The organism is Proteus sp. FZP2095 (assembly GCF_023701425.1).
Taxonomy (GTDB): domain Bacteria; phylum Pseudomonadota; class Gammaproteobacteria; order Enterobacterales; family Enterobacteriaceae; genus Proteus; species Proteus cibarius.
In genome coordinates, this window is record NZ_JAMQBJ010000001.1 from 1827524 (window position 1) to 1841528 (window position 14005).

A 14005-nucleotide genomic window follows, 5' to 3' on the forward strand; every position below is an offset into this window, starting at 1 on the left:
TCAATATATTACCGATAATGTATCAATAATTAGTAAAGCATACGAGCACGGATTGTTCCCGGTAATGCTTTGATTTTTTGTAACACTAATTCAGCTTGGGCTTTCGTTTGTGTTGTAATATCAATCACAACATAACCTACGTTACCTGATGTACGTAAATACTGTGCGGCTACGTTGATGTTTTCTTCAGTAAACACGTTGTTGATGCTGTTCATCATACCTGGGCGGTTTTCATGAATATGCAGTAAACGGTTTACATCATCACCATGGCTTGGCAGTGATACTTCAGGGAAGTTAACAGCAGATAATGTAGAACCGTTATCTGAATATTTCGCTAACTTGCCCGCAACTTCATAACCGATGTTTTCTTGCGCTTCTTGGGTTGAACCACCGATATGTGGTGTTAATATCACATTGTCAAACTTGATAAGTTCAGAAACAAACGGATCGTTAGGATCGTTATTCGCACCCGGCTCTGATGGGAATACGTCAACAGCGGCACCGGATAAATGCTTAGATTCTAATGCTTGTGATAACGCAGGAATATCAACCACAGTACCACGAGAAGCATTGATAAGAATTGAGCCTGGTTTCATGCGCTTAATTTCTTCATGCCCAATCATATTCTTGGTTGATGGTGTTTCTGGCACATGTAAGCTGACAATATCACACATATTCAACAGTTCAGAAAGATGACGAATTTGTGTTGCATTACCTAATGGTAGTTTGTTTTCAATATCGTAAAAATAGACATCTAAACCCACACTTTCTGCCAAAATACCTAACTGTGTACCAATGTGACCATAACCAATAATACCCAGCTTTTTACCACGCGCTTCAAAGCAGCCTTTCGCTTGTTTATCCCAAATCCCACGATGCGCTTTCGCATTTGCTTCAGGAATACGACGCAGTAATAACAGTAATTCACCAAGTACCATCTCTGCCACGGAACGAGTATTTGAGAAAGGAGCGTTAAATACAGGAATACCGCGACGAGCAGCGGCATCTAAATCAACCTGATTAGTGCCGATACAGAAGCATCCCACAGCAACTAACTTTTCAGCGGCTGCAAAAATTTCTTCTGTTAAGTGAGTGCGGGAACGAAGACCAACAAAACGTGCATCACGGATAGCTTCTTTTAATTCTTCGTCCGATAATGCGCCTTTGTGATATTCAATATTGGTATAACCCGCAGCTCTTAAATTTTCTACTGCACTTTGGTGCACACCTTCGAGGAGTAGAAACTTTATCTTTTCTTTTTCCAAAGATACTTTGACCATTTACCCTGCCCTATCGTTATTACATTTAATGAAAAACAAAATCCTGTCTCATCAACATAACAAAAATAGATTTTGTCGCAATACAACCGATTGCAGTGATGACAGAATAAGCGGTAAATAAAGTGATTTTCTACCGAGTAAAATGATTTTGACTTTAAAAAAGGCAGGATTTTAAAGAGAAATATAACTATCGTGTGATATATATCACTGAATTTGCAGTTTCTAAAATAATTTAAAAATAGGTAGCCAGAGCTACCTATCTTAAAAAGAATTATTTAATGGTTTTCACACCTTCAGAGGTGCCCATTAAAACAACATTCGCGCCACGGTTAGCAAATAATCCTACAGTTACAACACCCGGAATACTGTTAATTTTGTTTTCCAGCTCAATAGGATTAAGAATTGTTAAATTATGAACGTCTAAAATAACGTTACCGTTATCAGTTACCACATTTTCACGATATTCTGGTAAACCACCCAGTTTAACGAGTTCACGTGCAACATAAGAGCGCGCCATTGGAATAACTTCTACTGGTAGCGGAAATTTACCTAGCACATCGACTTGTTTAGATTCATCAACAATACAGATAAATGTTTTCGCTACACCCGCAATGATTTTTTCACGCGTTAATGCGGCACCACCACCTTTGATCATTTGCATTTGATGGTTTATTTCATCAGCACCATCAACATAAATATCTAAAGAATCAACTTCGTTACAGTCGAAAACAGGAATACCGTAACTCTTTAATTTTGCTGTGGATGCTTCTGAACTTGAAACTGTGCCTTCGATTTGACCTTTCATTGTTGCTAATGCATCAATAAAGTGAGAAGCCGTAGAGCCAGTACCGACACCAACAATCGTGCCTGGTTTTACATATTCAAGCGCTGCCCAACCCACTGCTTTTTTCAATTCATCCTGAGTCATTTAAAAAAACCTTATTTATCACGTTAATGGACTAAGAATAGCATATTGCATTCAAAACTAGCACGAGACACATCAAAAACTGAGAAGCAACATTTTAACTCATTACAACGAAAAATATGGCATAGTAAGCAATAGAATATAAAATCGAAGAGAGTCTGTTAATGAAACGCCCTGATTATCGAGCATTACAAGCCCTTGATGCCGTCATTCGAGAACGTGGCTTTGAACGAGCTGCGCAAAAGTTATGTATTACACAATCTGCCGTTTCTCAGCGTATCAAACAGTTAGAAAATTTATTTGGACAACCGCTATTAGTCAGAACTGTTCCACCTCAACCTACAGAACAAGGGCAAAAATTATTAGCACTATTGCATCAAGTAGAATTACTTGAAGAACAATGGTTGGGTGATGAAAACAGTGGTTCCACACCTCTTTTACTCTCTTTGGCGGTGAATGCGGACAGTTTAGCTACATGGCTATTGCCCGCGTTACACCCTGTATTAACGCAACTGCCTATTCGTCTCAATATTCAAGTTGAAGATGAAACTCGCACTCAAGAACGATTAAGACGAGGTGAAGTCGTTGGTGCAATCAGTATTCAACCACAAGCACTACCAAGTTGCCTTGTCGATCAATTAGGTGCTCTCGATTATCTATTTGTTGCTTCTCCTGATTTTGCTCAACGCTACTTTGCAAACGGCGTAACAAAATCTTCATTATTAAAAGCACCGGCAGTGGCATTCGACCATCTTGATGATATGCATCAGGCATTTTTACAACAAAACTTCGGTTTATCTCCGGGCAGTGTACCGTGCCATATCGTGAACTCTTCTGAAGCCTTTGTACAATTAGCTAAACAAGGTTCAACCTGTTGTATGATCCCTCATCTGCAAATTGCTAATGAACTAAAAAGTGGAGAATTGGTTGATTTGACGCCGGGGCTTTGCCAACGACGTATGCTTTATTGGCACCGATTTGCACCAGAAAGTAGAACCATGAGAAAAGTGACAGATGCACTCATTGATTTTGGTCGTAAAGTTTTAAAGCAGGATGAAGAGTAATATGCTCTTTCATCTTATTAACTCAAAAATAGGCTTCATATTGAAGCCTATTTTATTTTGATCACGGCATGATTATTTAGTGCGCTTTAATTCAAAAACTACATCAACATAATCTTTAAACTCGATACTTTGCTGTTCATAGGTTTCTTGCACAGCAGCAGGTGCTTGTGCTTTTAATGCCATCGCATCCATACGCACTTGTGCAATTGGATAAGGTGTCGCCTCTGGTGCACGATAGCTGACACTATAAACTGCACCTAAATCCGCACCAAAACCTTTTGCTACTGACGTTGCTTGATCAATGGCATTTTTAATCGCAACTTCACGTGCTTTTGTTTTGTATTGCTCAGGATTATTTACACCAAATTCAACGTTATTAATTTCATTTAAACCAGCCGCTAATGCGCCATCTAGTAACGTATTCAGCTGTTCTAATTTCTTAATTTTAACATTCACAGTACGTGTTGCAGTATAACCATTAATTACAGAACGCTCTGCTTTTTTATCATACTCATAATTTGGTTGAGTACGGATATTAGCAGCATCTATATCTTCCTTCACAACACCATTTTCTTTTAAGAAGGCAAAATATTTTGCGACACGCTCATCTACTTGTTTCTTAGCCTGAGCGGCATCTTTTGCTCTTTCGTTAACCTGAATATTTAATGTCGCCATATCAGGAGCGGCTTTAATTGTCGCATTACCCGATGTTGTAATATGTGGTCCTTCTGGCTCAGAAGCAGCTAATGCAAGTGAAGGTAATCCCAGCGTAAACACGGATGCTAATACAATTGCTTTTAATTTCACAAAAACCCCCGACATAATAAATTTTAAGACCATCTTTTATGGCTAAGAAGAACCTTAGCATATCTGATGTAAAGTTCTTTAAGATTAAAAGAGAGTTTTCCATCCTTGTGCTGCTAATTGAACAGCAATAAACCACATTACACATCCTACAAACAGATTAATAATACGTTGAGAGTGCGCTTTGCTTAATATTGGAGAAAACCAGGCAGCAAGTAGTGATAACGCAAAAAACCAGCTTATAGAAGCAAATACCGCACCAAATGTAAACCAAGGGCGTAGTTCTGATGTTAATTGCCCGCCAATACTGCCTATCACAACAAAAGTATCTAAATAAACATGAGGATTAAGCCAAGTCACAGCAACTAATGTCACAATCACGCGCCAACGGCTTTTTACTTGATTTTCACTTTGTGATAATTCAATATCTTTTGAAAACGCAGTTTTAAATGCATTCCAGCCATACCATAGTAAGAACGCCACACCTCCCCAAGTGATCAATAATAAAAGTATTTCTGATTGACTGAGAAGAACACTTCCACCAAAAACCCCCGCCGTAATTAAAACAACATCACTTAAAGCGCATAAAAATGCACTCATTAAGTGAAACTGCCTTTTACTCCCCTGCTGCAAAACAAAGGCATTTTGGGCGCCAATCGGTAGGATCATTGCTGCGCTTAATAAGAACCCCTGAAAAAAAGTTGTAAACATGCAAAATACCTTAATAATTATTCGTTTAATATTAGATGAATAATAGAGGGATTTTGATATTAGAGGAAATGAATCATTCTTATTGATAATAAGAAAAACTAATGGCGATAAAATAGGAAAAAATAAAGTGCTAGTAGGATTAATAGGATGAAATAGCCATACTCACTAATAGCATAAAAATAAAATTAGACCAAATTGTGACATGAGGTGTTACCACAATTAGTGCAGTAATAAATAAGATAATACGTACTCGTTTTTTCTCTGTTTTATGGGAATACCACAATAATAGGAGCGACAAAACAAACACAATATAACTATCAACGTAATGAAAAATGAAAAATAAGCTCTTTAAGATTATCTCCATCTTTAGTATCCAATCCCTTTTACCATCTGTGTTATCTTATTATTTCTCCTGTTTTATCATACAAAAAAAGCCACGTTATTAACGTGGCTCTATGTCATTTATTCTTGTGAGACTATTCTGCTTTCGCTGTCGCACTTTGTGTTTGATGCATATAAACATCCATTTGTGGGAATGGAATACCGATATTATTCGCGTCTAATGCACGTTTAAAATCTTCCATTAGATCCCAATAAACAGGCCATGCATCACCATTGGTTGTCCAAACACGTACCACAAAGTTTAATGAAGATGGAGCCATTTCATGTAAACGGATAGTCACTCCTTGATCATGTTGAATACGTTTGTCTTTAGCAACAACGTCACCCAGCACTTGTTTCACTTTATCAATATCAGCATCATAAGCCACACCAACAATAATTTGTGTACGACGATTTGGCTCACGACTTAAGTTGATAACTTCACTACTGATAATTTTGCTGTTTGGAATAACAATAATTCTGTCATCGGCTGAACGTAATGTGGTTGAAAAAATCTGCACATCTTTCACTGTACCTTCAACAGAACCGATCATCACATACTCATCAGTACGGATCGGACGGAAAATAACAATCAGTACACCAGCTGCAAAGTTAGACAGCGAACCTTGTAATGCTAAACCAACAGCTAAACCAGCGGCACCTAATACAGCAATAACAGAAGCTGTTTGAACGCCTAATCGTCCTAATACCGCAATTAAGGTAAAAGCAACAACGGTATAACGAACCAGAACTGACAGAAAAGTGACAACAGTGGCATCGATATGACGTAGCGTTAAAACTCTTGCGACACCTTTACCAATCATTTTTGCCACAAAAAGACCTATAAATAGGATCAAGAATGCGGCGACAATATTCACTGCATATTGAATAAAAAGATCCTGATTTGCCACAAACCAACCTGTTGCTTCATCTAAACTAGCGGGTAATTCATTCATTAGACCACCTTTTAAACTTAAAAACGTAATGAAAAGAATAGTAATTCAATAGTATATTGTGGCAGATTTATTCAAAAAATATATAGGAATTGTTAATTCCTTCTATTTTCCAGAATAAATAACCGATATTTTTGTAACATAGTAGCAAAATCATCTAAACCACAAAAAGAGATGCTTTCGTTATCGTAATAGCTCATTCCTTCTTCCATTTCATCTGTTTCAAAATGCAAGGTATTAGCTCTAACCATCACTTCTTCGTCATCAATAGAAAGACTGTATTCTTTACCGATAAGTTCCCACTGTCTTTCACTACCTTTAATACCTTCCATTTCTTCAAGAATTTGATCGATAAGACTAATGTCGCCCTGAATTTCATCATTTAGCCAATAGCCTATTGCTTCATGATCCATCGAAAAACGGGCTAGTATACCGCCAGTGAGATCTCGCTGAAATTCATAATCCATGGTGTACGCCCCTTATAAAGCACTCGCTTTTTTAATAAAAAATATCTTATTCTTATTATGACAAAAATAACAAAAAACGGGAGGCATTTGCCCCCCGTTTGTTCATATAAAATACTTTAAAGCAATATATTAACCATTAAACCATTGTTTGAAAAATAACTTGGTCTGCTTTATCGGTATATTGCTCTAGTTGGTCAAAGTTTAGATAACGATAAGTATCTTCTGCGGTTTCATCCACTTTATTCATGAAATCCAGATACTCTTGAGGCTCTGGTAAACGACCTAATAATGAAGCGACTGCCGCAAGTTCCGCAGAAGCAAGATACACATTAGCACCTGTACCCAAGCGGTTAGGGAAGTTACGTGTCGATGTTGAAACGACAGTTGCACCATCAGCAACACGCGCTTGGTTACCCATACATAGTGAACAACCCGGCACTTCGATACGTGCTCCACTCTTACCAAAGACGCTATAATAGCCCTCTTCCGTTAATTGCGCTGCATCCATTTTTGTTGGTGGAGCAACCCATAAACGTGTTGGTAATTGACCTTTGTGTTGATCAAGCAGTTTACCTGCAGCACGGAAGTGACCAATATTGGTCATACAAGAGCCAATAAATACTTCATCAATTTTGCTATTTGCAACTTCGGATAATAAGCGAGCATCATCTGGATCGTTAGGCGCACATAGAATTGGCTCTTTGATCTCATTTAAATCAATTTCGATCACTGCTGCATATTCTGCATCTGTATCAGCTTCAAGTAATTGCGGATCTTTCAACCACTTTTCCATTGAAGTGATACGACGTTCAATAGTACGACGATCGCCATAACCTTCAGCTATCATCCATTTCAGCAAAATGATATTAGATTGCAGGTACTCAATAATTGGCGCTTTATCCAGTTTAATAGTACAACCCGCCGCTGAACGTTCTGCTGATGCATCAGCAAGCTCAAATGCTTGTTCTACTTTCAGTTCTGGTAAGCCTTCAATCTCAAGAATACGACCAGAGAAAATATTCTTCTTACCTTTTTTCTCAACTGTCAGTAAACCATCTTGAATTGCGTAATAAGGAATAGCATGAACTAAATCACGCAGTGTCACACCCGGTTGCATTTCGCCTTTAAAACGTACCAGAACAGATTCTGGCATATCTAATGGCATTACCCCAGTTGCCGCAGCAAAAGCTACTAGGCCTGAACCAGCTGGGAATGAGATACCAATAGGGAAACGAGTATGCGAGTCACCGCCTGTACCGACAGTATCAGGTAGTAACATACGGTTTAACCATGAGTGGATAATGCCATCGCCCGGACGCAGTGAAACACCACCACGGTTCATAATAAAGTCAGGCAAAGTGTGATGCGTTGTAACGTCTACCGGTTTTGGATAAGCTGCAGTATGACAAAATGATTGCATCACTAAATCAGCAGAGAAACCAAGACACGCCAAGTCTTTTAGCTCATCACGAGTCATTGGGCCTGTTGTATCTTGTGAACCTACTGAAGTCATTTTTGGCTCGCAATATTCGCCAGGGCGAACACCTGTACGGCCACAAGCACGGCCTACCATTTTCTGAGCTAGCGAGAAACCACGGTTGCTTTCTGCAACAGGTTTAGCATGGCGGAACAGTGTGCTAACAGGTAAACCTAGTGATTCACGCGCTTTAGACGTTAATCCACGACCAATAATCAATGGAATACGGCCACCAGCACGAACTTCATCAATTAATACTTCGGTTTTCAGTTCAAAGGTTTCCAGTAACTCATTCGTTTCATGGTTACGAATTTCACCTTTGTATGGGTAAATATCAATAACATCACCCATATTTAATTTAGAAACATCAACTTCGATAGGGAGTGCACCTGCATCTTCCATAGTATTAAAGAAGATAGGCGCGATTTTGCCACCAAGAACAACACCACCACCGCGTTTATTAGGAACGAAAGGAATATCGTCTCCCATAAACCAAAGCACAGAGTTAGTTGCTGATTTACGTGATGAGCCAGTACCTACAACGTCACCAACATAAGCCAAAGGGAAGCCTTTTTTATTTAACGCTTCGATTTGTTTGATAGGGCCAACACTACCTGGTTGATCTGGTTCAATACCTTCGCGTGCATTTTTCAGCATTGCTAAAGCATGTAATGGAATATCAGGACGAGACCAAGCATCAGGTGCTGGAGATAAGTCATCAGTATTAGTTTCACCCGTGACTTTAAATACGGTAACCGTAATTTTTTCTGCTAATTCTGGGCGCTCGGTAAACCACTGAGCATCAGCCCAAGATTGCATAATTTGCTTAGCGTAAACGTTACCTGCTTTAGCTTTTTCTTCAACATCATAGAAGTTATCAAACATCAGTAATGTATGAGAAAGAGCTTTAGCTGCTATTGGCGCTAATTTATCGTTGTCCAGAGATCCAATTAAAGCATGAATATTATAGCCACCTTGCATGGTACCTAATAATTCAACTGCTTTTTCTGGAGTGATAAGAGGTGATGTGGTTTCGCCTTTCGCGAGGGCAGTTAAAAAACCCGCCTTAACATAGGCAGCTTCATCAACTCCGGGTGGAACGCGGTTAACAATTAAATCAAGAAGAAATTCTTCTTCACCTTTAGGGGGATTTTTTAATAGCTCAACAAGTGCGGCTGTTTGTGTGGCATCGAGAGGTTTTGGAACGACACCTTCAGCTGCACGCTCTGCTACGTGCTTACGGTATTCTACTAGCACGACTGTCTCCTCGCTTCTTTGTCATTTTGTATAACCCGGCTGTCTGCACCCTGTCTATAGGGTTCCAGGTCAGAGGATCTTTTGCTCGCATAAAACATAAGTGGTTGTGAGATTATGCCCAGCTAAGGGTATCAGCATAGCAAATCTTCAACACGATGTTAATTCGTTCACATAAAAGTAACATTAATCAAATTCAAATATCCACTTATTCAGATTAAAACACTTAAACAAAATATATAAGAAACATTTTTACCCAGTTTTTTAGATAAAATACTATAAAGAATCTATAGATATGAATAGAAATATACTATTTAAGAGAAAGCTTACTAAGCGCTGATAAGAATTTGAATAATATTGATTTGTTATAAAATGAGCCTTTTCTACAGGTAGAAGCTACCTACTTAAAAATTGTTATTTTATTTAAAATAATATATTAGCTCTATTTAGCTCAAACAATGAAAGATAAAATATCTAATTAATCAAATACATGATTGATCACAGCTGCAATTATAGATGTTCCAATTGCCACTAAAACCAAATCATTTCCTACTATTTTCCATTCATACCCTTGATAATATGGTAATTGATTTAACATATTATTTGGGATGTTTTTTTTCATGATCCCAGGAGGGAGTGGTTTCCCTCTGACTAAATTTTTAGCTATACCCGGTGGCAGAGATTGATAACCAACAATATTATTTTTTATGGCTAAGATCCTTGCATCTTTATAAGTTAAAGAAACAGACACTAGCCCATTACTATTAATCATTATTTCAGATGATAGCCCATCGTTTTTATTAGAGTTTATATGGTTATTATTCTGATAATGTCGTGCTTTCCCATTCCCATTCCCATTCCCATGGGGAGGATTAGCTAAAGAGCCTAAAGAAAAGCTCACTATAAACAACAATAGAAAAAAACGAAAAGAAGTGTGTTTGCTCATCATATATACCATCCCAAAATCAGATCATAATAAAAAAATAGAGTAATAAACACTTAAGTACAATTTCTCATATTCTGATAATATTACGACTAAGCATATATAGCTAAAAAACACCTTTTGAATAAATAAAAAAGAGCTAAGTTCTATAAAGAACTTAGCTCTTATCATTTAAACTACTTTAGTAAACTGTTTTCAGCAAAACTATTTTCAGTAAAGCTGTTTTCAGTAAACAAGTTGCTTATTTTTTCTTTTTCGCTTTTGGATTTGGCAGGTCAGTAATACTACCTTCAAATACTTCCGCAGCCATACCGATTGATTCGTATAACGTTGGGTGAGCGTGGATAGTTAATGCGATATCTTCAGCATCACAACCCATTTCAATTGCTAGACCGATTTCACCTAGCAGTTCACCACCGTTAGAACCAACAATTGCACCACCAATAACACGGTTAGTTTCTTTGTCGAAAATCAGTTTAGTCATACCATCTGCACAATCTGATGCGATTGCACGGCCTGATGCTGCCCAAGGGAAAGAAGCCACTTCATAGCTAACGCCTTTCTCTTTCGCTTCTTTTTCAGTCATACCAACCCATGCAACTTCTGGTTCAGTATAAGCGATTGATGGAATAACTTTAGGATCGAAGTAATGTTTCTTACCAGAAATAACTTCTGCTGCAACGTGACCTTCGTGAACACCTTTGTGAGCCAGCATTGGTTGACCAACGATGTCACCGATAGCAAAGATGTGAGGTACATTAGTACGCATTTGTTTATCAACATGGATAAAGCCACGATCATCAACTTCGATACCTGCTTTACCTGCGTCTAATAGTTTACCGTTAGGTACACGACCGATAGCAACTAATACTGCATCGTAACGTTGTGGTTCTGCTGGGGCTTTTTTGCCTTCCATTGTTACGTAGATGCCATCTTCTTTTGCTTCAACCGCAGTTACTTTGGTTTCTAGCATTAGGTTAAATTTCTTACTGATACGTTTGGTAAATACTTTAACCACGTCTTTATCAGCAGCAGGAATAACCTGATCAAACATTTCAACTACGTCAATCTGAGAACCCAGAGAGTGATAAACCGTACCCATTTCCAGACCGATAATACCGCCACCCATAACCAGTAAACGTTCTGGTACAGTTTTCAGTTGCAGTGCATCTGTTGAGTCCCATACACGTGGGTCTTCATGTGGAATGAATGGTAATTCGATTGGACGTGAGCCGGCAGCAACGATTGCATTATCAAAAGTGATGGTAGTTGTACCTTCAGCACCTTCAACAGACAATGTATGAGAACCAGTGAATCGAGCTTCGCCATTAACGACAGTAACTTTACGGCCTTTAGCCATGCCAGCTAAGCCACCCGTTAACTGAGAAATAACTTTATCTTTCCAGATGCGAATTTTGTCGATATCTGTTTTTGGTGCGTCAAATACAACACCGTGTTCAGATAATGCTTTCGCTTCTTCGATAACTTTAGCAACGTGGAGTAACGCTTTAGAAGGGATACAACCCACGTTCAGACAAACACCACCTAAAGTAGAGTGACGTTCTACTAAAACTGTTTCTAAACCTAAGTCAGCGCAACGGAACGCCGCGGAATAACCCGCAGGGCCTGCACCGAGAACCACTACCTGTGCTTTAATTTCAGTACTCATCGTGACCTCATTATTTATTTGTCCGGCGAGTCAGACGATAATCCATATTTAACACCGAGACTTACATACCGCATGCAGTTTACAGAAATGTTAATAAACTGAAAAGCGCTCTAACATGATGGATCTCACAACCTAAGATGTATGACTGTAAAATCCATCACTGTAATCAGAGAAACCGGCGCTAAGCACCGGTTTTAAAATTACATTACCAAACGACGTAAATCACTCATGTACTGATTAATCAGAGTGATGAATCGAGCACCGTCAGCACCATCGATCACACGGTGATCGAAAGATAATGACATTGGTAAAATCAAGCGTGGTACGAATTCTTTGCCGTTCCATACTGGTTTCATAGAAGAACGGGAAAGTCCCATAATCGCAACTTCTGGTGCGTTAACGATTGGTGCAAAACCGGTAGTACCGATACCACCAAGGCTAGAAATAGTGAAGCATCCGCCTTGCATATCTGCTGCAGTCAATTTACCTGCACGTGCTTTCTTAGAAACTTCAGCTAACTCATAAGACAGTTCGATAATGCCTTTTTTGTTAACATCTTTGAAAACAGGAACAACAAGACCGTTCGGTGTATCTACAGCAATACCGATATTGATGTATTTTTTCAGGATCAGTTTTTGTCCATCTTCAGAGATAGAGCTGTTAAAGCGTGGCATATCTGCCAGTGCTTTCGCAGCTGCTTTCATTACGAAGACTAACGGAGTGATCTTAACATCCAGTTTTTTCTTCTCTGCTTCTTTATTTTGCTGTTTACGGAATTCTTCAACCTCAGTGATATCTGCTTCATCAAACAGATTTACGTGAGGGATCATCACCCAGTTACGGCTTAAGTTAGCGCCAGAGATTTTCTGGATACGGCTTAATTCAACTTCTTCAATTTCACCAAACTTGCTGAAGTCAACTTTTGGCCAAGGCAACATGCCTGGTAATCCACCACCTGCATTCGCTGGCGCAGATTCAGCACGTTTAATTAACTCTTTCACGTAAGACTGAACGTCTTCACGTAAGATACGACCTTTACGACCAGTACCTTTCACTTTCGCTAAATTCACTCCGAATTCGCGCGCTAAGCGACGAATCACTGGTGTAGCATGAACGTAAGCGTCATTTTCAACAAACTCTTCTTTCGCTGCTGGCGTAGTCGCTTGTGCTTTAGCAGGTGCTGCCGGAGCAGAACTTGCTGGCGCTGGAGCTGCTGCCACTGGTGCTTGAGCAACTGGTGCTGCACCTGCAACTTCGAAAATCATGATCAGTGAGCCAGTTTTTACTTTATCGCCCACTGCAATTTTGATCTCTTTAACTACACCAGCAAATGGTGCTGGAACTTCCATTGAAGCTTTGTCACCTTCAACAGTGATCAGTGATTGTTCTTCAGAGATGGAATCACCTACTTTCACCATCACTTCAGTAACTTCAACTTCGTCATCACCGATATCAGGAACATTCACTTCTTTCACAGCAGATGTTGCTGGTGCAGATGCAACTGGTGCTGGTGTCGCTTGAGCAACAGGTGCGCTACCCGCAACTTCAAATACCATGATCAGAGAGCCTGTGCTCACTTTATCACCTGTTGCAATTTTAATTTCTTTCACTACGCCAGCAAATGGTGCTGGAACTTCCATTGAAGCTTTATCACCTTCAACAGTGATCAGTGATTGTTCTTCAGCAACGCTATCGCCCACTTTTACCATCACTTCAGTGACTTCAACTTCGTCACCACCGATATCTGGAACGTGAACTTCTTTCAGTGCAGCTGTTGCAGGCGCAGCTACTGGTGCAGGTGCTGCGTCTTGAGCTGGTGCTGCTTGCGCGGCACCTTCTGCTTCAAAAATCATGATAAGAGAACCTGTTTGGACTTTGTCGCCCACGGCAATTTTAATCTCTTTAACAACACCCGCTTGTGGTGATGGAACTTCCATAGAAGCTTTGTCGCCTTCTACAGTGATTAAGGATTGTTCTTCCTCAATGCGGTCGCCCACTTTCACCATCACTTCGGTGACTTCAACTTCATCAGCACCGATATCTGGGACTTTAATTTCAATAGACATTCACTTTACCT

General features: G+C 39.3%; 11 protein-coding genes. 1 reads left to right on the forward strand and 10 read right to left on the reverse strand.

The features are described from left to right. Positions 1-29 precede the first annotated feature (29 nt). Both serA and rpiA read right to left on the reverse strand, forming a co-directional pair. Positions 30-1280 carry a phosphoglycerate dehydrogenase gene (gene serA / locus NBG71_RS08905; RefSeq protein ID WP_075670842.1) on the reverse strand — a complete coding sequence of 417 codons (1251 nt, stop codon included), beginning with the start codon at positions 1278-1280 and terminating at the stop codon, positions 30-32. Positions 1281-1551: 271 nt separating this feature from the next. Continuing rightward, positions 1552-2208 (reverse strand): ribose-5-phosphate isomerase RpiA, encoded by a 657-nt coding sequence (gene rpiA / locus NBG71_RS08910; protein ID WP_072069239.1) that lies wholly within the window; start codon positions 2206-2208, stop codon positions 1552-1554. A 161-nt stretch (positions 2209-2369) separates the two neighbouring features. Here rpiA and NBG71_RS08915 point away from each other — a divergent pair, with 161 nt between their 5' ends. Then, on the forward strand, positions 2370-3269 hold the full coding sequence (locus NBG71_RS08915) for a LysR family transcriptional regulator ArgP (protein WP_069367724.1): 900 nt from the start codon (positions 2370-2372) through the stop codon (positions 3267-3269). A gap of 72 nt (positions 3270-3341) precedes the next feature. Here the strand turns inward: NBG71_RS08915 and NBG71_RS08920 are convergent, their stop codons facing one another. The 8 genes from NBG71_RS08920 to aceF form a co-directional block, all read right to left on the reverse strand. After that, positions 3342-4076: an oxidative stress defense protein gene (locus tag NBG71_RS08920; protein ID WP_075670942.1), complete on the reverse strand. Its 735-nt coding sequence runs from the start codon at positions 4074-4076 to the stop codon at positions 3342-3344. A gap of 84 nt (positions 4077-4160) precedes the next feature. Continuing rightward, entirely contained in the window at positions 4161-4784 is a 624-nt protein-coding gene (gene argO / locus NBG71_RS08925; protein ID WP_250916782.1) for an arginine exporter ArgO, read from the reverse strand. Positions 4785-5260: 476 nt separating this feature from the next. Continuing rightward, positions 5261-6121 (reverse strand): small-conductance mechanosensitive channel MscS, encoded by an 861-nt coding sequence (gene mscS, locus NBG71_RS08930; RefSeq protein WP_075670838.1) that lies wholly within the window; start codon positions 6119-6121, stop codon positions 5261-5263. 92 nt (positions 6122-6213) lie between these two features. Continuing rightward, a complete protein-coding gene (locus tag NBG71_RS08935) occupies positions 6214-6585 on the reverse strand; it encodes a YacL family protein (protein WP_023581519.1) in 372 nt (123 codons plus the stop codon). Between the two features lie 136 nt (positions 6586-6721). Next, complete coding sequence (gene acnB / locus NBG71_RS08940) at positions 6722-9319, reverse strand: bifunctional aconitate hydratase 2/2-methylisocitrate dehydratase (protein ID WP_075670836.1); 2598 nt, start codon at positions 9317-9319, stop codon at positions 6722-6724. 475 nt (positions 9320-9794) lie between these two features. After that, positions 9795-10265, reverse strand: a complete 471-nt coding sequence (locus tag NBG71_RS08945) for an anti-virulence regulator CigR family protein (RefSeq protein ID WP_250916783.1) — start codon at positions 10263-10265, stop codon at positions 9795-9797. Between the two features lie 235 nt (positions 10266-10500). Then, positions 10501-11928: a dihydrolipoyl dehydrogenase gene (gene lpdA, locus NBG71_RS08950; RefSeq protein WP_075670832.1), complete on the reverse strand. Its 1428-nt coding sequence runs from the start codon at positions 11926-11928 to the stop codon at positions 10501-10503. Positions 11929-12128: 200 nt separating this feature from the next. Beyond that, positions 12129-13994, reverse strand: coding sequence for a pyruvate dehydrogenase complex dihydrolipoyllysine-residue acetyltransferase (aceF, locus tag NBG71_RS08955; RefSeq protein ID WP_109419756.1), 1866 nt, complete (start codon positions 13992-13994; stop codon positions 12129-12131). Positions 13995-14005 lie beyond the last annotated feature (11 nt).

What these genes read in the sequence shown, in the direction of transcription:
- rpiA (WP_072069239.1), bottom strand. Translation starts at nt 2,208, where the DNA reads ATGACTCAGGATGAATTGAAAAAAGCAGTGGGTTGGGCAGCGCTTGAA.
- lpdA (WP_075670832.1), bottom strand. Translation starts at nt 11,928, where the DNA reads ATGAGTACTGAAATTAAAGCACAGGTAGTGGTTCTCGGTGCAGGCCCT.
- mscS (WP_075670838.1), bottom strand. Translation starts at nt 6,121, where the DNA reads ATGAATGAATTACCCGCTAGTTTAGATGAAGCAACAGGTTGGTTTGTG.
- NBG71_RS08915 (WP_069367724.1), top strand. Translation starts at nt 2,370, where the DNA reads ATGAAACGCCCTGATTATCGAGCATTACAAGCCCTTGATGCCGTCATT.
- NBG71_RS08935 (WP_023581519.1), bottom strand. Translation starts at nt 6,585, where the DNA reads ATGGATTATGAATTTCAGCGAGATCTCACTGGCGGTATACTAGCCCGT.
- serA (WP_075670842.1), bottom strand. Translation starts at nt 1,280, where the DNA reads ATGGTCAAAGTATCTTTGGAAAAAGAAAAGATAAAGTTTCTACTCCTC.
- NBG71_RS08945 (WP_250916783.1), bottom strand. Translation starts at nt 10,265, where the DNA reads ATGATGAGCAAACACACTTCTTTTCGTTTTTTTCTATTGTTGTTTATA.
- argO (WP_250916782.1), bottom strand. Translation starts at nt 4,784, where the DNA reads ATGTTTACAACTTTTTTTCAGGGGTTCTTATTAAGCGCAGCAATGATC.
- aceF (WP_109419756.1), bottom strand. Translation starts at nt 13,994, where the DNA reads ATGTCTATTGAAATTAAAGTCCCAGATATCGGTGCTGATGAAGTTGAA.